General features: G+C 55.3%; 18 protein-coding genes. 12 read left to right on the plus strand and 6 right to left on the minus strand.

Translation table 11 applies throughout. The features are described from left to right. The first annotated feature begins 279 nt into the window (after positions 1-279). From napF to nudK, 6 genes are all read left to right on the plus strand, one after another. Entirely contained in the window at positions 280-780 is a 501-nt protein-coding gene (gene napF / locus ACMGG1_RS05595; RefSeq protein ID WP_020828033.1) for a ferredoxin-type protein NapF, read from the plus strand. Further along, the gene (gene napD / locus ACMGG1_RS05600; protein WP_259218138.1) at positions 770-1036 is read left to right on the plus strand and encodes a chaperone NapD; all 267 of its coding nucleotides are present in this window, start codon (positions 770-772) and stop codon (positions 1034-1036) included. Before napF ends, napD begins: the two co-directional genes overlap by 11 nt. Further along, positions 1033-3519, plus strand: coding sequence for a nitrate reductase catalytic subunit NapA (napA, locus tag ACMGG1_RS05605; protein ID WP_414161209.1), 2487 nt, complete (start codon positions 1033-1035; stop codon positions 3517-3519). Before napD ends, napA begins: the two co-directional genes overlap by 4 nt. Positions 3520-3573: 54 nt before the next feature. After that, complete coding sequence (gene napB / locus ACMGG1_RS05610) at positions 3574-4023, plus strand: nitrate reductase cytochrome c-type subunit (RefSeq protein WP_041414810.1); 450 nt, start codon at positions 3574-3576, stop codon at positions 4021-4023. An 11-nt stretch (positions 4024-4034) separates the two neighbouring features. Then, complete coding sequence (gene napC, locus ACMGG1_RS05615) at positions 4035-4652, plus strand: cytochrome c-type protein NapC (protein WP_020828029.1); 618 nt, start codon at positions 4035-4037, stop codon at positions 4650-4652. 131 nt (positions 4653-4783) lie between these two features. After that, complete coding sequence (nudK, locus tag ACMGG1_RS05620) at positions 4784-5359, plus strand: GDP-mannose pyrophosphatase NudK (RefSeq protein WP_020828028.1); 576 nt, start codon at positions 4784-4786, stop codon at positions 5357-5359. 48 nt (positions 5360-5407) lie between these two features. Here nudK and ACMGG1_RS05625 read toward each other — a convergent pair whose 3' ends face one another. The 5 genes from ACMGG1_RS05625 to ACMGG1_RS05645 form a co-directional block, all read right to left on the minus strand. After that, entirely contained in the window at positions 5408-5830 is a 423-nt protein-coding gene (locus ACMGG1_RS05625) for a helix-turn-helix domain-containing protein (protein WP_414161210.1), read from the minus strand. 114 nt (positions 5831-5944) lie between these two features. Continuing rightward, positions 5945-6493 (minus strand): urease accessory protein UreE, encoded by a 549-nt coding sequence (gene ureE / locus ACMGG1_RS05630; RefSeq protein WP_259218132.1) that lies wholly within the window; start codon positions 6491-6493, stop codon positions 5945-5947. 776 nt (positions 6494-7269) lie between these two features. Then, complete coding sequence (gene tkt, locus ACMGG1_RS05635) at positions 7270-9264, minus strand: transketolase (protein WP_020828025.1); 1995 nt, start codon at positions 9262-9264, stop codon at positions 7270-7272. Positions 9265-9281: 17 nt separating this feature from the next. Continuing rightward, positions 9282-10232 (minus strand): transaldolase, encoded by a 951-nt coding sequence (gene tal / locus ACMGG1_RS05640; RefSeq protein ID WP_046372969.1) that lies wholly within the window; start codon positions 10230-10232, stop codon positions 9282-9284. Positions 10233-10527: 295 nt separating this feature from the next. After that, complete coding sequence (locus tag ACMGG1_RS05645; protein WP_198639914.1) at positions 10528-11121, minus strand: lytic polysaccharide monooxygenase; 594 nt, start codon at positions 11119-11121, stop codon at positions 10528-10530. A gap of 405 nt (positions 11122-11526) precedes the next feature. On the opposite strand from ACMGG1_RS05645, the gene ACMGG1_RS05650 reads away from it, so the two are divergent. Beyond that, complete coding sequence (locus ACMGG1_RS05650) at positions 11527-12468, plus strand: LysR family transcriptional regulator (protein ID WP_020828022.1); 942 nt, start codon at positions 11527-11529, stop codon at positions 12466-12468. A gap of 361 nt (positions 12469-12829) precedes the next feature. On the opposite strand, the gene ACMGG1_RS05655 is transcribed toward ACMGG1_RS05650, so the two are convergent. Further along, positions 12830-14329 (minus strand): glycosyl hydrolase family 18 protein, encoded by a 1500-nt coding sequence (locus ACMGG1_RS05655; RefSeq protein WP_115058347.1) that lies wholly within the window; start codon positions 14327-14329, stop codon positions 12830-12832. 296 nt (positions 14330-14625) lie between these two features. Between ACMGG1_RS05655 and ACMGG1_RS05660 the strand changes: the two genes are divergently transcribed. The 5 genes from ACMGG1_RS05660 to maeB all read left to right on the plus strand — a co-directional run bounded on the left by ACMGG1_RS05660 (position 14626) and on the right by maeB (position 18488). After that, positions 14626-14952 carry a phage holin, lambda family gene (locus ACMGG1_RS05660; RefSeq protein WP_020828020.1) on the plus strand — a complete coding sequence of 109 codons (327 nt, stop codon included), beginning with the start codon at positions 14626-14628 and terminating at the stop codon, positions 14950-14952. Then, positions 14942-15343, plus strand: coding sequence for a M15 family metallopeptidase (locus ACMGG1_RS05665; protein ID WP_122079970.1), 402 nt, complete (start codon positions 14942-14944; stop codon positions 15341-15343). The genes ACMGG1_RS05660 and ACMGG1_RS05665 overlap by 11 nt, the downstream gene beginning before the upstream one ends. Continuing rightward, positions 15340-15723, plus strand: coding sequence for a DUF2570 family protein (locus ACMGG1_RS05670; RefSeq protein ID WP_046372973.1), 384 nt, complete (start codon positions 15340-15342; stop codon positions 15721-15723). The genes ACMGG1_RS05665 and ACMGG1_RS05670 overlap by 4 nt, the downstream gene beginning before the upstream one ends. Continuing rightward, positions 15713-15877 (plus strand): hypothetical protein, encoded by a 165-nt coding sequence (locus ACMGG1_RS05675; protein WP_165366427.1) that lies wholly within the window; start codon positions 15713-15715, stop codon positions 15875-15877. The genes ACMGG1_RS05670 and ACMGG1_RS05675 overlap by 11 nt, the downstream gene beginning before the upstream one ends. A gap of 331 nt (positions 15878-16208) precedes the next feature. Beyond that, on the plus strand, positions 16209-18488 hold the full coding sequence (gene maeB, locus ACMGG1_RS05680) for an NADP-dependent oxaloacetate-decarboxylating malate dehydrogenase (RefSeq protein WP_020828015.1): 2280 nt from the start codon (positions 16209-16211) through the stop codon (positions 18486-18488). Positions 18489-18497 lie beyond the last annotated feature (9 nt).

An 18497-nucleotide genomic window follows, 5' to 3' on the forward strand; every position in this document is an offset into this window, starting at 1 on the left:
CTACGTTATATAATCAACTAGATAGCGTTTGACGGCAGATCGGGGACGAAAACCCCGCGACCCCCATTAATAGATTGATCTGGCGCAAGCTACCCCCGTATTTACCCCTTTAGGGGGATTATATACCCCCCGCGCTCCTCTTATCTTACCCCCGTCTTTCTCAGGGGTTTATGCCTGTCAGCATGATGAAACCCACTGGGCACAGCAGCAACAATAACAATACAAAAACAGGTTCTATTTACACGCGATGCCGTGTTTGCAATGTCAAGGATAACCAGCATGACCATATTGTCGCGACGCAAACTGCTCGGAGGACAATGGCGTCAGCCAACCGCTGCGATCCGTCCCCCGTGGTCGCGGCAAGGATCCCTTTTTATTACCGATTGCACCCGCTGTCAGGCCTGCGTTCGCGCCTGTGAAACCGGGGTGCTCATCAGCGGCAGCGGCGGTTTTCCCGAAATTGATTTCCAACGCGCGGAATGCACGTTTTGCGGGCGTTGTGCGCAGGCCTGCGCGGAACCCGTGTTTCGTCCACTGACGGAAACCCCCTGGCGACAACACGCGGTATTCGGTACTGCCTGCCTGGCACAGCGGGGCGTGGAGTGCCGCAGCTGCCAGGACAGCTGCGAGCCCCAGGCGATCCGCTTTCGGCCCCGCTTGGGCGAAATGGCGCAGCCAGTATTGGATGCAGCAGCCTGCAACGGCTGCGGTGCCTGTGTCGCCGGTTGCCCGACCGGCGCCGTCACCTTAACCCAGAGCGAAAATAATAATGATGAATAGCGAATGGCATGTCAGCGGTCTGGTCGTGCAGGCGAGACCGGAAAGCTTTCCCCAACTCGTCACGGCCTTGCTGGCGATCGCTGACACGGAAATTCCGGCGCAGGATCAGCAGAACGGCAAGCTGGTGGTAGTGATGCAAGCGGCATGCTCTCAAGGGCTGCTGGAAAAAATTGAGTCGGTGCGCAATCTGGATGGCGTGCTGGCGGTATCGCTGGTTTATCACCAGCTGGACACTCAAGGTGAGGTAACGCCATGAAACTCAGTCGTCGAGACTTCATGAAAGCTAATGCCGCGGTAGCCGCTGCGGCCGCCGCCGGACTGACTATTCCCACGGTGGCACAGGCGGTAGCGGGCAGTGCTGACGCTATCAAATGGGACAAAGCGCCATGCCGTTTCTGCGGCACCGGCTGCGGGGTGCTGGTCGGCACTCAGAATGGCCGTATTGTTGCCTCGCAGGGCGATCCGGACGCGGCGGTCAACCGTGGGTTGAGCTGTATCAAAGGCTATTTCCTGCCAAAAATCATGTACGGCAAAGACCGTCTGACTCAGCCGCTGCTGCGCATGAAAAACGGCCAGTACCATAAAGAAGGCGAATTTACCCCGGTCAGTTGGCAGCAGGCTTTCGACGTCATGGCCGACAAGTTCAAGCAGGCTTTGAAAGAGAAAGGCCCAGAGGCGGTCGGTATGTTCGGCTCCGGCCAGTGGACGGTGTGGGAAGGCTACGCTGCCGCCAAGTTGCTCAAGGCCGGGCTGCGTTCCAATAACCTGGATCCTAACGCACGTCACTGCATGGCGTCGGCGGTGGTGGGCTTTATGCGTACCTTCGGCATGGACGAGCCTATGGGCTGCTATGACGATATCGAGCAGGCCGACGCCTTTGTGCTGTGGGGCTCCAACATGGCGGAGATGCACCCGATCCTGTGGTCGCGCATTACCGACCGTCGCCTGAGCAACCAGCACGTCAACGTCTCGGTGTTGTCCACCTTCGAGCACCGCAGCTTCGAACTGGCGGACAACGGCATGGTGTTCACGCCGCAGACCGATTTGGCGATCATGAACTACATCGCCAACTACATCATTCAAAACAACGCGGTAGATCAGGACTTCCTGAATCGGCACGTCAACTTCCGCCGCGGTGCGACGGATATCGGCTACGGCTTGCGTCCGACGCATCCGCTGGAGAAAAAAGCGAAAAACCCGGGTTCAGATGCTTCCGAGCCGATGAGTTTCGAAGAGTACAAAGCCTTCGTGGCGGAATACACGCTGGCAAAAACGGCTCAAATGAGCGGCGTGCCGGAAGACCAGTTGGAAGCGCTGGCGAAGCTGTATGCCGACCCGAACATCAAGGTGGTGTCGTACTGGACCATGGGCTTCAACCAGCATACGCGCGGCGTGTGGGCCAATAACCTGTGCTACAACCTGCATTTGCTGACCGGCAAGATCTCCAAGCCCGGCTGCGGGCCGTTCTCCCTGACCGGCCAGCCTTCTGCGTGCGGCACCGCACGTGAGGTCGGGACTTTCTCTCACCGTCTGCCGGCTGACATGGTGGTCACCAATGAGAAACACCGCCAAATCGCCGAACAGAAATGGCAACTGCCGGCCGGCACCATTCCGGCGAAAGTCGGTTTGCATGCGGTGGCGCAAGACCGTGCGCTGAAAGACGGCAAGCTGAACGCCTACTGGGTGATGTGTAACAACAACATGCAGGCCGGGCCGAACATCAATGAAGAAAGGATGCCGGGCTGGCGCGATCCGCGCAACTTTGTGGTGGTGTCCGATCCCTATCCGACCGTCAGCGCATTAGCCGCCGATCTGATCCTGCCGACTGCCATGTGGGTGGAGAAAGAGGGCGCCTATGGCAATGCGGAGCGTCGTACTCAGTTCTGGCGTCAGCAGGTGAAAGCGCCGGGCGAGGCAAAATCCGATCTGTGGCAACTGGTGGAGTTCTCCAAACGCTTCAAGGTTGAGGAAGTGTGGCCGGCCGATCTGCTGGCGCAAAAACCGGAATATCGCGGCAAAACGTTGTACGACGTGCTGTTCGCCAACGGCCAGGTCAATAAGTACCCGCTGTCGGAAATCCCGGCGGACCAGCTCAACGATGAGGCGCGGGAAGTCGGCTTCTATCTGCAGAAAGGGTTGTTTGAGGAGTATGCCGGTTTCGGGCGTGGCCACGGTCACGATTTGGCGCCGTTCGACAGTTACCACCAGGCACGCGGTCTGCGTTGGCCGGTGGTGGACGGCAAAGAAACGCTGTGGCGCTACCGCGAAGGAACGGATCCGTATGTGAAGGCGGGCGAAGCGGTGCGTTTCTACGGTAAACCCGACGGCAAGGCGGTGATCTTTGCGCTGCCGTTTGAACCGGCGGCGGAAAGCCCGGACGGCGAATACGATCTTTGGCTTTCCACCGGTCGGGTACTGGAGCATTGGCACACCGGCACCATGACCCGACGGGTACCGGAGCTGCATCGCGCCTTCCCGCAGGCGGTGTTGTTTATCCATCCGCTGGATGCCAAAAGCCGTGGCCTGCGTCGTGGTGACAAGGTCAAAGTGCTGTCGCGCCGCGGTGAGGTGATCAGTTCTGTCGAAACTCGTGGCCGTAACCGCCCGCCAAGAGGGCTGGTGTACATGCCGTTCTTCGATGCGGCGCAGTTGGTGAACAACCTGACGCTGGACGCCACCGATCCGCTTTCTAAAGAAGTCGACTTCAAGAAATGCGCCGTGAAGTTGCAGAAGGTGTGAGGCTGACGAATTGCGAATGAAGACCCCATTTTATTACCCGGGAGCCAAATAAAAATGAAAAGCCCTGTTATGAAAAAGACGCTTGCCCTGTGGGTGACCTTATTGTCGCTGGCGTTCGCCGGCCTGGCGTTTGCCGCGGGTGATGTTGATCTCAGTAAATCTCCGGAAGTGTCCGCCTCGGTCGGCGGGCCGATTTCGATGCCGAAACAGCAGGAACGGATGGCGCTGAACTATGTCAATCAGCCGCCGATGATCCCGCACAGCGTTGACGGTTACCAGATCAGCAAGAACACCAACCGTTGCCTGCAGTGCCACGGGGTGGAGCATTACCGCACCACCGGCGCACCGCGCATCAGCCCGACGCACTTTATGGACCGGGACGGCAAGGTGCTGAGCGATGTCGCGCCACGTCGCTACTTCTGCCTGCAGTGCCACGTACCGCAAACCGACGCGGCGCCGATTGTCGGCAATGATTTCCAGCCCATGCCGGGCTTTGGGCGCTAAGCGGGGGAGCTATGAGCGAACGCAAACACACCACGACTGAGAAAAAGCCCGGCCTGCTGTTACGTTTATGGCGCTGGTGGCGCAGGCCAAGCCGCCTGGCGTTGGGCACGCTGTTGCTGCTGGGCTTTGGCGCCGGGATCATCTTCTGGGGCGGCTTCAATACCGGCATGGAGGCGGCGAATACCGAGCAGTTCTGTATCGGCTGCCATGAAATGCGTGAAAACGTCTACGAGGAGTACATGGGCACGGTTCATTACAACAACCGCAGCGGCGTGCGTGCGACCTGCCCGGATTGCCATGTGCCTCATGAATGGGCGCCGAAAATGCTGCGCAAGATAAAGGCCAGCAAGGAGTTGTACGCCAAGGCGTTCGGCCTGATCGACACGCCGCAGAAGTTTGACCAGCATCGGTTGGCGATGGCGAGCAACGAATGGGCGCGAATGAAGGCCAACGATTCTCAGGAGTGCCGTAACTGCCACAACTTCGAGTATATGGACTTCACCGCACAGAAAACCGTGGCGGCGAAGATGCACGACAAGGCGGTAACGGAAGGCAAGACCTGCATCGATTGCCACAAGGGGATTGCGCACAAGCTGCCGGACATGCGCGACGTTCCTAACGGGTTCTAAATCTTTTGCGGTCAAATGCCCCGTAGCGCTCCATGAGCCGCGGGGCTTTTTTGTTGCAAATCCATTGCCCCTTCGGCGCTTAATCGCGGTATCATTTTTGCGTTTCAGCTAACGGAAAAGAAGAAGGGTTCATGTCGGCGAAAATTGAGAATGTGAAGAAAGAGCTGCTTTCGGATAACTGGTATGTGCTGCACAAATATACTTTTGATCTCAAGCGTAAGGATGGCGGCTCCGTTCAGCAGATGCGCGAAGTCTACGATCGTGGCAATGGCGCCACCATTTTGTTGTACAACCGTGCCAAAGGGACCGTGGTGCTGACCAATCAGTTCCGCATGCCGACCTATGTGAATGGCAACGACAGCGGCATGCTGTTAGAGGCCTGTGCCGGCTTGTTGGATGCCGATTCTCCAGAGCAATGCGCCCGTCGCGAAGCGGTAGAAGAAACCGGTTTTCAGGTCGGTGACGTGCAGAAGATTTTCGAAGCCTATATGTCGCCAGGCGGCGTAACCGAGATCGTCCATTTCTTTATTGCCGAGTACCATGACGACGAGCGCAATGCGGCCGGCGGCGGTATCGAAGACGAAGACATTGAGGTAGTAGAACTGCCCTTTACCGAAGCGGTGGCGATGATTGCCGACGGCCGTATTAAAGACGGCAAAACCATCATGTTGCTGCAGTACCTGCAAATTCATCGGATCATGGGCTGAGACCTGCTGGTCATCTCGCCGGTGAACGGCGAGATGACCCCACGTTCGCTAACTATGCTTGTGGGCGTTAGGTGGGCCCGTCGGTATTTTTTGTGGCATCGTCGGCATGTATAAGGAATGGCAGAGCCGCTTATTGTTCAATTGCTTGCTTCTCCTCAGCTCGCCTGGCGTGGTCTTTAGCTGTTTTTTGAATATTCGGGTAAAAACCTGCAGAGAGTCAAAGCCATAGTCTAGTGCGATATCCATGATTTTTCTGTCGGTGAACCTCAGGGCGATCGCCGCCTCGGTGACTCGTCGCATTCTGATATATTGGGCAATGGTCAGTCCGGCATGCAATTTGAAAAGCCGCTGAATATGGAATCTGCTGTAGCCGGATTTCTTGGCAATGGTCTCTATATCCAGCTCTGCGCCCAAATTGCTTTCTATCCATTTAAGCATGTCATTAATAAAAATCTGCATATTAATTGCCATGGAAAACTCCTTTTATCGCATCGGCTTTTTGGGGTGTTCATACTCTGTTGCTTGGGTGAATGGCCTCTGATTTATAAAAAGAATGCTGACAGCGAGCGGGGTAGGTTACTGGTGTCATGCATGGCTAGAGGGAAAGATACCGTCGAACAGCAGATCGATTTCATTGGGGGTTAACAAGGATGAAATATCGGCGCCGTTGACATACCAATAGGACAGCGAGTGGAAACTGTTTTCTTTGAACAGGGCGTCCAACGTGCTGGTCGCGATGGTGATCGGAACGTAAACCAGGTTGTTCTTTATCATGGCGTGCAGCTTATGCTGCCCCAAAATCAAACCCAGTTTGAACGTATAGTGAATAATGGCGTCTGCATTGACGCAGAGCAGGCGCTGCAGGTTAATTACCATAATGTCATGCGAGATAACCTTCACGATAACGGCGTTTTTCGTCTCTTCATCCCAGATTAAAATGTCGCCATCCGCCAGTGAGCTGTTGGGCGGCATAAACACGGCCAGCCTCAGCCCATCATGGGTGGATTGTTGATGACATTCCTTTTCCAACTGCGCAGCGTCCAAAATAAGGTAGTCTGGTGAGGTTCCGCTGATCTTGTCTTGCCACTCTTTGTGCTGATTTATGTTTCCAAGTGTTTCACTGATAATAATCATGGTGTCTCCCTCATGTTGGATGTAAATATCCCTATTTCATTTGTTGGCTGATTCTAAATGCGGAAGGAAACATTTTTTGTCTTATGATTTTTTATTTTATTCCTTTGTGGTTTTAAAATAGGAATGAAAATTACACGCTATGATCGTATCGTTCAATCTATTAATTTTTATTTTTTGATCGGTTAAATCTATCGGTGCTATCGATCGAAAAATAACTATCAATAGTTACAATCTATTAAATTATGATGTGTTTATTTTTAAGTTATTGATTTTTTTCTGTATTTTAACTTTATTTCTTGAGTGTGTGCGAATTATCCTAAGGAATACAGACTCATTGGTTATATGAGATGTTTACCAATATTCCGTTTTGCAATAAAAATAATGGCACTAAAAATCAATAAATATCTCAGAAATTGATTTCTTAATAAAACTATCGCGGGAGTTATTTTGTTTTAATTATGCCATTGTGATGGGGTGGGCGCCGTTTAAAATAAAGTAAGGGTATAAGCTACCCGATTATGATTAACTCAATCGAGGGTGGGGAATATAGAATTTAAAGCGCGTATCTGCCCAAATGAAAAAGCCCGGCAAGATGCCGGGCTCAGATTGATAACAAAGTCCTTTGCAGTTAAAAATTCCGATCTGGGGACGAATAAAAACAAAGGATTATGTCTTCAGATTTACCCCAAACAGCCGAAAACCACGTTTTTCGGCTGTTTGTCATTAGACTAAGCCCGGCAAGGTGCCGGGCCTGGGGTAATGCGACGCGAGATGCCTTATTTCAGCAGTGCCTGCGCCTTGGCCACCACGTTATCCACGGTGAAGCCGAACTCTTTGAACAGCTGCTCTGCCGGTGCCGACTCACCAAAGGTGGTCATGCCCACGATAGCGCCGTTCAGGCCCACGTACTTGTACCAGTAGTCCGCGATACCCGCTTCCACCGCCACGCGGGCAGTGACCGCCGCCGGCAGCACGGATTCACGGTAAGCCGCGTCCTGCTTGTCGAAGGCGTCGGTAGACGGCATCGAGACCACGCGCACCTTGGTGCCCGCCGCGCTCAGCTTGTCTGCCGCTTCCACGGTGATGCCCACTTCCGAACCGGTGGCAATCAGGATGACGTCCGGCGTACCGGCACAGTCCTTCAGCACGTAGCCGCCGCGGTAAACGTTGGCCAGCTGCTCCGCGGTACGCGGCTGCTGGGTCAGGTTCTGACGCGAGAAAATCAGCGTGGTCGGGCCGTCATTGCGCTCGATGCCGTACTGCCAGGCAATCGCCGATTCCACCTGGTCACACGGACGCCAGGTGCTCATGTTCGGGGTCACGCGCAGGCTGGCAATCTGCTCAACCGGCTGGTGCGTCGGGCCGTCTTCGCCCAGACCGATGGAGTCGTGGGTATAAACGAACACGTTGCGGATTTTCATCAGCGCCGCCATGCGCACCGCGTTACGGGCGTATTCCACGAACATCAGGAAGGTCGCGGAGTACGGCAGGAAGCCGCCGTGCAGCGCGATGCCGTTGGTGATGGCGGTCATGCCGAACTCGCGCACGCCGTAGTGGATGTAGTTACCCGCCGGGTCAACGTTCAGCGCTTTCGAGCCGGACCACATGGTCAGGTTGCTTGGCGCCAGGTCAGCGGAGCCGCCGAGGAACTCAGGCAGCACCTTGCCGAAGGCTTCCAGCGCGTTCTGCGAGGCCTTGCGGCTGGCGATGTTGGCCGGGTTGGCCTGCAGCTGCTCGACGAAGGCTTTGGCGTCGGCTTTCCAGTTGGCCGGCAGTTCACCGTTCATGCGGCGTTTGAACTCGGCCGCCAGTTCCGGGAAGGCCTTGGCGTAGGCGGCGAACTTGTCGTTCCAGGCCGCTTCTTTCGCCTTGCCGGCTTCTTTGGCGTCCCACTGGGCATAGATGTCCTGCGGGATTTCGAAGGCGGCGTATTTCCAGCCCAGGGCTTCGCGGGTGGCGGCCACTTCGGCGGCGCCCAGCGCAGCACCGTGCACGTCGTGGGTACCGGCCTTGTTCGGGGAGCCGAAGCCAATCACGGTTTTGCACATCAGCAGGGACGGCTTGTCGGTGACCTTGCGGGCTTCTTCAATCGCGGCCTTGATGGCATCCGGGTTGTGGCCGTCCACGTGACGCACCACGTGCCAGCCGTAGGCTTCAAAGCGCTCGGCGGTGTTGTCGGTGAACCAGCCTTCCACGTGACCGTCGATGGAGATGCCGTTGTCATCGTAGAACGCGGTCAGTTTGCCGAGCTTGAGGGTACCGGCCAGGGAACAGACTTCGTGAGAGATGCCTTCCATCATGCAGCCGTCGCCCATAAAGGCGTAGGTGTGGTGGTCGACCACGTCATGGCCCGGGCGGTTGAACTGCGCGGCCAGGGTGCGTTCGGCAATGGCGAAGCCGACGGCGTTGGCGATGCCCTGTCCCAGTGGGCCGGTGGTGGTTTCCACGCCTGGGGTGTAGCCGTATTCCGGGTGGCCCGGGGTTTTGGAGTGCAGCTGGCGGAAGTTTTCCAGCTCGCTCATCGGCAGGTCGTAGCCGGTGAGGTGCAACAGGCTGTAAATCAGCATGGAGCCATGGCCGTTGGAGAGGACGAAGCGGTCACGGTCAGCCCAGTGCGGGTTGGTCGGGTTGTGGTTCAGGTAGTCACGCCACAGGACTTCGGCGATGTCCGCCATGCCCATAGGTGCACCCGGGTGGCCGGAATTTGCTTTTTGTACGGCGTCCATGCTGAGTGCGCGGATGGCGTTGGCAAGCTCTTTACGAGAGGACATGTTTTACTCCAGAGTAATTACAGTTCAGCGGACAGCATGTCTTCCAGCTTTTGCTGGTCAACGGCGAACAGACGAATGCCTTCGGCCAGTTTTTCAACGGCCATGGCGTCCTGATTATGCAGCCAGCGGAATTCGGCTTCGGCCAGCGGGGCAGGTTGGTGGAAGGCCTCGGTGGATGGCGTCAGTTTGCGTTCTACCGGTTGCTCGCTTTGTTTGAGCTGCTCCAGCAGGTTCGGCGCAATAGTCAGACGATCGCAACCGGCCAAAGCCAGGATCTGCTCTACCTTACGGAAGCTGGCACCCATAATCACGGTCTGATAGCGGTGCTGTTTGTAGTATTCATAAATGTTGCGCACCGATTTGACGCCCGGATCCTGCTCGGCGTCATAGTCTGCAGCAGGCTGTTTGGCCTGATACCAGTCATAAATACGCCCCACGAACGGGGAAATCAGGAACACGCCGGCTTCGGCACAGGCGCGGGCCTGGGCAAAAGAGAACAGCAGCGTCAGGTTGGTGTTGATGCCTTCTTTTTCCAGTTCTTCGGCGGCTTTGATGCCTTCCCAGGTGGAGGCCAGCTTGATCAGAATACGCGACTTATCAATACCCTGTTCCTGATACATGCCGATCAGCTTACGCGCCTTGGCCACGCACATGCCGCGATCGAAGGACAGGCGTGCGTCCACTTCGGTGGAAATGCGGCCCGGCACGCTTTTGAGAATTTCGACGCCGATGTTCACCGCCAGTTTGTCGCTGGCGTTGATCAGTTGGGTTTCTTTATTGCCACCTTGCTGGCGGGCATAGTTCAGAGCTTCGATGATCAGTGGCTTATATTGAGGCAGCGCAGCGGCTTTCAGGATCAATGAAGGGTTAGTGGTGGCATCCTGCGGTTCGAACTGGCGGATGGATTCGATATCGCCGCTGTCGGCTACCACCGTGGTGAGCTGCTTGAGTGCGTCTAATTGGTTCATTAATAAGCTCCTTGACCAAACGTCAATGTAGGGAAATGAGAACGTTTTTCATCGTAGGCTGAACACACTGCATCAGAAGCCCGATGATTAAAATGCGCTTTTTCTGATTGTTGCGATGGATAAGAACAATGGATCCCGAAACGAGCCAGGTAGGGCGCGGTTTTGCAGCCGCTTACCTCACCTGCGAAGGCGGTGTCAGTATGGGCTGACCGAGGGGAAAAAGATGTGGCATAGCGCACTCGCAATAAAAAAGGGTTCAGCACCTGGCTGAACCCTGTGGTATTTCCCTTCCTTATTATTTGGTCAAGTTAACGTCAATCGCCTGATAGAAGGCATTGGTCGTATCTGCTACATCCCACACGGCGAGGATGACGTGCGAACCGCTACGGTCTGCAGGTATGTTGCACTGGTGGGTGACCTGCGCGGCTGGAATCGCACCGCCGTCGTTCTGTTGACAGAACGGCGTCAGGTCAAAGGACGCACGGGTCAGTGGCTGTGACGCGTCCCAGTTCGGCTTGGTAATGAAATAACGCCAGCTGGTGGTGCTGTGGCGAGCGGTCAGTCTCCAGGTGAAGGAGTTGGCGCCGGTGTGCAGATTGATCTTGTTCCAGCGGGTTGGCGTTTGCTGATCCAGTTCGAAGAAGGTGGATTTGTCGGCGCTGGCGATATGCCCGTCAACCGGACCCGCCTGTGGGAAGCCTTTCAAGCCTTCAACGCTCTGTGGTTCATATTGCACACTGCCGCATTGGGTATTGAGCTGCAGTTTGCACTGATAGGAGCGGCTGGCCGGCGTTTCGACGTAACCGTGGGCGGCGGCCTGTTGTGATACGCCGAACAACGCGGCGCTCAGCAGGCCAAGGGACATAAGGGTACGGGAAGTATTGTTCATAAGTCACTCCTGACTGAAGTTGTATTGTAAGTTGGGTTTATTTTCACCGACAAAAAGAGAGGTTATTAAAAAATTAAAAACATCATTCTTGGCGGCTTGTTTTATTTTTACCCTTAGACTCAGCTGTCAAGGTGGAATGTTTTATAGGCTATTAACTAAAATTATTATGATGATTGTCTTTTATTTCTTGATTGAATTTATTTAAACGCTGCTGTCTAAAAAAACGGCGTCATGATGAATTTTATTTAAAGTGTTGATGAATAGTCTTTCAGATGACGTGCTGCAATATAGAGTATATTGCTTGTGGTTTTGCTTACTCTTGTGTGACTTGAACGACTTTTACGCGCCAACCACTTGGGAATTTAGTGTCATTTTTTTCTTATTTTATGTCAAAGAGGAATTTGTATGACTAGATTATCCCTGGATGCGATTAAAATAATCAGCACCATCAAAAGTACCGGCTCTTTCTCAATGGCGGCGGAGGCGTTGCATAAAACCCCTTCGGCAATATCTTACCGGGTTTCCAATATAGAAAGTAAACTCTGCGTGAAACTTTTTCATCGTAATGGCCCGATGATTACCCTGACGGATGAAGGGGAATTCCTGCTGCAGGAAGGTGGCTGGATTTTAAATGCGGTACAGGATCTGGAAAGTAGGGTAAGAAACATCCCAAAGTTCGATAATAATATCCGCATCGTGGTTGATAATTTCTTTCCGCTGGAAACGCTCACCCAGGATATCCGCGACTATATCCAGCACAGCCCAAACGCCAACATATCCGTGCAGCGTGAAGCGTTGAATGGCACCTGGGATGCGTTGAAGAACAACCGGGCGGATTTGATTATTGCCATCGGCCAGATCCCGGACAGCGTGCAGGCCAAGACGCTGATGCTCGGCAAGCTGAATTTTGTGCTGTGCGTTTCTCCTTCTCATCCCTTTGCGGCGCAGAAAAAGCCGGTGGATAAAAACCAGCGGCTGAACGATATCGTGGTGGGCATTGCCGACAGCAGCCACGAGCTGCCCAAGCGTAACCATGGCGCCATGCCGTTGCAGCGCCAACTGATGGTATGCGACGTCGAGAGCAAATTGGCGCTGTTGAAGCGGGGTATTGGGCACGGCTTCTTGCCGCCGGCGCTGATAGAAAAAGAGCTGGCCAGCGGCGAGTTGGTGACGGTACCGGTCGATATGCAAAAAGGCGATGAAATGATTTGGCTGGCCTGGCATCCGGCCAGCAAAGGGGCCGGTTTTAGCTGGTGGCATGAGCGGCTGACGCGCAAAAGCGACGTCTTCAGTCTGCTGGGGCGGGAAGTAATACGTGATGGGGGTTATCCTTGGTGTAACAACTGAGGGAGTGACCACGAAGGGATGCGAAAATTAAACGTTTAATTTGCAGGCTGCGTCCCACCATTGCACGTGAGCGCCGCTGGCGGTCATTTGGACGCGCAGCAAGGCGCGAGTCGTGACGTTTGGCAGGCCAAATAAGCGGCTCGTAACACAGGTGCGCGTTCAAATGGCCCCAGCCCTTCGGGTCGCGCCCCAAAAGCCCGTACTCTGCGTTGTCGGGCTTGAACGTAGGCCCGCTATGCCCAGCACCCTCCGCCTTGATTACGGGCTTTTGGGTCTGCGACGGCGTCATGTGCAATGGTGGGACGCAGCCTATAACCCCGTCGCCATCAGCCCCGGGGTTTTTTTATGTCGTCGCTGACCGTTACGCCACGCGCCCCACTTTCAGCCAGGCGGTATCGGAACCCGGCACGGCAGTGATATAGCCCCACTTGGCCTGCCAGACATAGCCCTGATACGACACCAATGCTCCCTGGTTATAGGTGGTACCGGCAACGTAGGCCGGGGCGCTCATGATTGGCAGATTACCTGGGCCAACGCCGGTATAGCGCAAGCCGGTGCCCATATCCAACTGGCTGTCGTCATAGTCCGGTGCGTTGAAGTAACGGTCGAGTGAGGCCAACAGATCGCCATTGCGGTTGTCCTGGCCCAGGTGCCAGAACATCACGCCGCCCAGTTGCTGCTGTTTGATGTACTTCGCCTTGTACTTGAAGCTTTCGGCATCGTCATAGGTGACGAACAGGCCATTGGCCGCGTGGTACAGATACGGCGTTTTGGTTTTATCGTTCCACAGGCGCTGATAGCCGTAGTTGCCCAACAGCATTTGCTCCAGCTGGCGGTAAGAGGCGATGCGCGGATCCTTGTCGCGGACGCACTCTTCACAGCCGACCAACCAGTAATCGGTGCCAGGGAAGGGATCTTCCCCCGGCGTGCTGTGGCTGCTGTACTGGCCGCCGTTAGTGGCGCTGACGCCTTTGAACGCCCGGCCGTAGAACGGCACGCCCATGACGATTTTGCTGCTCGGCACGCCTTCCAGCATCAGATGTTGCTGTACGGCGGCGTCTACCGTCAGGCTGAACGGGCTGGGGAAGGCGCGAGTCAGCTCTTCCCAGCTCCAGCCGAGATTGGCTTCACGCAGCGCGTTATAGAAGGTTGGCCCGGCGCTGTCGCCAAACAAGCCTGCCTGGTGGTTGGTGATTTTTTCCCATGGACCGGCCAGATCGTAGGTCATCAGGTTGATGTAATCGAGTGAGGCGACGATCTGCGGCAGCTTGCTGTAGTAGCGCGACAGGAAGAACGCGCCACCTGCACCGGCGATGGTCAGTTGGTAAGGCAGCGCCTGACGGCCGTCGGCCTGGGTTTGCTGATTGAGCAGGGTGCGGATTTCCTGCAGCGCGGCGACAAAACCGTCGACCTCGCTGCTCTGCGGGTATTCCCAGTCAATGTCTACGCCGTCAAAGCCATAGTCTTTCATGATGCGGACGCAGGATTGCGCAAATTTGGTGCGTGCCGCCGGGGTTTTGACCGCGTTGACATAGTTGGCATGGGACACCCCCAGATCGTTGGAGTAATACCAGCCGCCGATGGAGAACATGATGCGCAGATTCGGGTTATGCGCCTTCAGCGCAGTCAAACGGCTAACCACATCACGCGCCTTGGCGTCATTGGTTTCCGGATCCCAGGCACACTCCAGATTGCTGTTAATGTCGAGGAACGAGAAATTAATGTGGGTCAGTTGCCTGGCCTTGGCCGGTGTAATATTGGACACCGGGAAAGGTACGATTGAAGTATCGGACTCGGTATAGTGATTAATTTGGTTAGTAGGAATGAAATAATAACCAATAACGGCTTTACGTTCTGACATGGTATTTCTCCAGAGTTAAGGTTTTTGTCATTGAGAGTGAATCTCCCGCCGCTATTAATGTTTATTTATCGGATAAAGAGAAGTCGAAATAAATCACAATAAAGATGAATTTTTTATCGGCTTGCCAAGTTATTTGGCAGGGCGGTGTTGTGCCATGGGTGAGCATGAATGAATTTGACTTTAGAGGCTGTATTTATTCATTTGCTTTGTTATAGCATCCTTAACTAGATTCTGATGGTACCGATATTCCACCGGCCGTGATTGGCGTTTAATTAAAATAAAATAGGAGTGTAGCTATGTCCAGCTTAGAGCCAGACGCTGTTGGCTTAATTATCCAGCGAGCATGTGAATATCTTCAGCCGGTGATGAATGCCATTTTGGCAGGGCTCATGGCGCTATTGCACGGGGCTTATCGCAATGTCGGTATGCGGCGCCGTTTATTAAATGCAGGCATGTGCGCGTTATTGGCCTGGACGGTGCGCGACGCTTTGGCGCTGACCGGGCTGGAATTAAAGTGGGCGAACCTTGCCAGCGTGCTGATTGGTTTTCTTGGGGCTGATTATATCAGCGCATTAATTAAAAGATTTATTGGCAAAAAAACGGGGTTTAAAGATGATAAATGAAATTGAAGACATTCGTTTTACCGCACGCAGCGAGACCAATTTAATGGACGTGCATCCGGATCTGGTGCGGGTGATGCGGCTGGCGCTGCATTATTCGCTGGTGCCTTTTTCCATCACCGAAGGGCGCCGCAGCATGGCGCGTCAGCGTGACCTGGTGCGGGGTGGGCAAAGCCAGACGCTGAAAAGCCGCCATTTGACCGGCCACGCGGTGGACGTGGTGGCTATGCCGGCAGGCGTGGTGTCCTGGGAGTGGGACTATTATGCGCAAATCGCGGTGGCGGTCCGTCGTGCCGCGCGAGAGTGTGCGGTTGCCGTTGAGTGGGGCGGGGAATGGAAGACGCTGAAGGACGGGCCGCACTTCCAGCTTTCCTTTAAGGATTACCCGGCATGAGCGGTTGGCTGAGCAGGCTGGCGCAGGGCGGATTGCTGCTGTTGTTGTTGGTAGCCATCTGCCTTGGCGGCTACAGCTCGCTGTTGTCGCACCGGCTGGAGCTGGCGCGGCAGCAGGCGTTAGAGCAGCAAAAGACCCTGGCGCAGCAGGCGGGGTTGATTGCCACGCTGCAAACTCAGGATGCACAGAATCGTGCGCTGATGGCGGCTCAGCAGCAACAGGAGCAGCAGTTGCGGCAGCAAAGCGATGTTTATCAGAGGAAATACCGTGAAGCGATTAAAAATGACGCCTGCGCTGGGCAGCCTATGCCTGGCGCTGTTATTGAGCTCCTGCGCCCAACCGCCGCAGCCGGCAGTGCCGGTGGTACTGTTGCCCCCTGAAACGGTGTTTATTCCGTGCGAGCAGCCGCAGCTGCTGGGCAATACCTGGGGCGATGCGCTGAGTTATACCCTGGCGCTACAAACCTCGTTACAAATCTGCGCAGGCCGGGTGGCCACGATGAATGCCTGGCGCGCCCAACTGCCAGCGCACTGATGGCAGTGTTTTTCTTCTTCGTCCTGTGGTACTTCTTTTTTTACTTTTATAAAACTATTTCGATCAAGGTTTTGGCCCGCTTCAAAGTTTGTGACGTTTCTCTCACTATACTACAAGGCTGCGTCCTGCCATTGTACGTGAGCGCCAGCCCTTCGGGCCGCGCCCCAAAAAACCGTACTTAGCGTTGTCGGGTTTGAACATAGGCACGCTATGTCCAGCATCCTCCGCCTTGATTACGGGCTTTTGGGTCTGCGACGCTGGCACGAACAATGGCAGGACACAGCTTAATAGCCTTACCTCAACATAAAAGCAAAAAGCATAGGAACCTACAATGGACGAACAGCTCAAACAGAGTGCGCTTGATTTCCACCAATATCCGGTCCCAGGGAAGATCCAGGTATCCCCCACCAAGCCGCTGGCAACGCAACGCGATCTGGCGCTGGCCTACTCGCCGGGCGTCGCGGCACCTTGTCTGGAAATTGCTGCCGATCCGCTGGCGGCCTACAAATATACCGCGCGTGGCAACCTGGTGGCGGTCATTTCCAACGGCACGGCCGTGCTGGGCCTGGGCAATATCGGTGCGCTGGCCGGTAAACCAGTGATGGAAGGGAAGGGCGTCCTGTTCAAGAAATTTTCCGGTATCGACGTGTTTGATATCGAAGTCGATGAGCTAAACCCTGACAAGCTGATCGACATCATCGCCGCGCTGGAGCCGACCTTCGGCGGCATTAATCTGGAAGACATCAAAGCGCCGGAGTGTTTCTACATCGAGCAGAAACTGCGCGAGCGCATGAAGATCCCGGTGTTCCACGACGATCAGCACGGTACCGCGATCATCACGACCGCCGCAGTGTTGAACGGCCTGCGGGTAGTGAAAAAGAATATTTCCGACGTGCGGCTGGTGGTTTCCGGAGCCGGCGCCGCGTCGATCGCCTGTCTGAACCTGCTGGTGGCCCTGGGGCTGCGCCAGCAGAACATTACCGTCTGCGACTCCAAAGGGGTTATCTACAAAGGCCGTGACGCCAATATGGAGCAGACCAAGGCGGCTTATGCGATTGAAGATAACGGCCAGCGTACGCTGGGTGACGCTATCCCTAACGCCGACATCTTCCTCGGTTGTTCCGGCCCGGGTGTCTTGACTCAGGATATGGTGAAAACCATGGCCAGGGATCCGTTGATCATGGCGCTGGCCAACCCAGAACCGGAAATCCTGCCGCCGCTGGCGAAAGCCGTGCGCCCGGACGCCATTATCTGTACCGGCCGCTCCGACTACCCGAATCAGGTAAACAACGTGCTGTGCTTCCCGTTCATCTTCCGCGGTGCGCTGGACGTGGGGGCGACCACCATTAACGAAGAGATGAAGCTGGCCTGCGTGCATGCGATTGCCGATCTGGCGCTGGCAGAGCAAAGCGACGTGGTGGCGTCGGCCTATGGTGATCAGGATCTGTCATTTGGCCCTGAATACATCATTCCCAAACCTTTCGATCCGCGCCTGATTGTTAAAATCGCTCCGGCAGTGGCCAAGGCGGCGATGGAGTCTGGCGTGGCGACGCGGCCGATCGAAGACTTTGATGCCTATGTCGAAAAGCTGTCTGAATTCGTTTACAAAACCAACCTGTTCATGAAACCGATCTTTGCCCAGGCGAAGAAGGAAATGAAGCGGGTGGTGATGGCGGAAGGCGAAGAAGAAAGGGTACTGCACGCCACTCAGGAATTGGTGTCGCAAGGCTTGGCCTATCCGATTTTGGTAGGGCGCCCGAGCGTGATCGAAATGCGGCTGAAAAAACTCGGCCTGCAGCTGACGCCGGGTAAAGACTTTGAAGTGGTGAACAACGAGTCCGATCCGCGTTTCAATGAATACTGGGGCGAGTACTACCAGATCATGAAACGCCGCGGCGTTTCGCAGGAGCAGGCGCGCCGTGCGGTGATCGGCAACCCGACGCTGATTGCCGCCATCATGCTGCATCGTGGCGAGGCGGATGCGATGATCTGCGGCACCATCGGCAGCTATCACGAGCATTACGACGTGGTTGAAAAAGTATTTGGCTTCCGTGAGGGCGCCCATGTCGCCGGGGCGATGAATGCGCTGCTGCTGCCAAGCGGCAACACCTTTATCGCCGATACCTATGTCAATGACGATCCGACGCCGGAGCAACTGGCGGAAATCACCCTGATGGCGGCGGAAACCGTGCGTCGTTTCGGCATTGAGCCGAAGGTCGCGTTGCTGTCCCATTCCAGCTTTGGTTCTTCCGATAACCCGGCAGCCTGCAAGATGCGTAAAACGCTCGAGTTGGTGAATCAGATGGCGCCGGAGCTGGAAATCGACGGCGAGATGCACGGCGATGCCGCGTTGGTTGAGAGCATTCGTAATGATCTGATGCCGGACAGCCCGCTGAAAGGCTCGGCCAACGTGCTGATTATGCCGAACATGGAAGCGGCGCGTATCAGCTACAACCTGCTGCGTGTGTCGTCTTCGGAAGGGGTTACCGTGGGGCCGGTGCTGATGGGAGTAGCGAAACCGGTACACATCCTGACGCCAATCGCCTCGGTGCGCCGCATCGTCAACATGGTGGCGCTGGCGGTTGTGGAAGCGCAGACCGAACCGTTATAAGCCTTCGGC

The sequence above is a fragment of the Serratia sp. BNK-12 genome (assembly GCF_047456085.1).
GTDB lineage: Bacteria > Pseudomonadota > Gammaproteobacteria > Enterobacterales > Enterobacteriaceae > Serratia > Serratia liquefaciens.

Bases quoted from the DNA above. Each gene is read 5' to 3' on its own strand.
- napF (WP_020828033.1), top strand. From the start codon at position 280: ATGACCATATTGTCGCGACGCAAACTGCTCGGAGGACAATGGCGTCAG.
- napD (WP_259218138.1), top strand. From the start codon at position 770: ATGATGAATAGCGAATGGCATGTCAGCGGTCTGGTCGTGCAGGCGAGA.
- napA (WP_414161209.1), top strand. From the start codon at position 1,033: ATGAAACTCAGTCGTCGAGACTTCATGAAAGCTAATGCCGCGGTAGCC.
- napB (WP_041414810.1), top strand. From the start codon at position 3,574: ATGAAAAGCCCTGTTATGAAAAAGACGCTTGCCCTGTGGGTGACCTTA.
- napC (WP_020828029.1), top strand. From the start codon at position 4,035: ATGAGCGAACGCAAACACACCACGACTGAGAAAAAGCCCGGCCTGCTG.
- nudK (WP_020828028.1), top strand. From the start codon at position 4,784: ATGTCGGCGAAAATTGAGAATGTGAAGAAAGAGCTGCTTTCGGATAAC.
- ACMGG1_RS05625 (WP_414161210.1), bottom strand. From the start codon at position 5,830: ATGGCAATTAATATGCAGATTTTTATTAATGACATGCTTAAATGGATA.
- ureE (WP_259218132.1), bottom strand. From the start codon at position 6,493: ATGATTATTATCAGTGAAACACTTGGAAACATAAATCAGCACAAAGAG.
- tkt (WP_020828025.1), bottom strand. From the start codon at position 9,264: ATGTCCTCTCGTAAAGAGCTTGCCAACGCCATCCGCGCACTCAGCATG.
- tal (WP_046372969.1), bottom strand. From the start codon at position 10,232: ATGAACCAATTAGACGCACTCAAGCAGCTCACCACGGTGGTAGCCGAC.
- ACMGG1_RS05645 (WP_198639914.1), bottom strand. From the start codon at position 11,121: ATGAACAATACTTCCCGTACCCTTATGTCCCTTGGCCTGCTGAGCGCC.
- ACMGG1_RS05650 (WP_020828022.1), top strand. From the start codon at position 11,527: ATGACTAGATTATCCCTGGATGCGATTAAAATAATCAGCACCATCAAA.
- ACMGG1_RS05655 (WP_115058347.1), bottom strand. From the start codon at position 14,329: ATGTCAGAACGTAAAGCCGTTATTGGTTATTATTTCATTCCTACTAAC.
- ACMGG1_RS05660 (WP_020828020.1), top strand. From the start codon at position 14,626: ATGTCCAGCTTAGAGCCAGACGCTGTTGGCTTAATTATCCAGCGAGCA.
- ACMGG1_RS05665 (WP_122079970.1), top strand. From the start codon at position 14,942: ATGATAAATGAAATTGAAGACATTCGTTTTACCGCACGCAGCGAGACC.
- ACMGG1_RS05670 (WP_046372973.1), top strand. From the start codon at position 15,340: ATGAGCGGTTGGCTGAGCAGGCTGGCGCAGGGCGGATTGCTGCTGTTG.
- maeB (WP_020828015.1), top strand. From the start codon at position 16,209: ATGGACGAACAGCTCAAACAGAGTGCGCTTGATTTCCACCAATATCCG.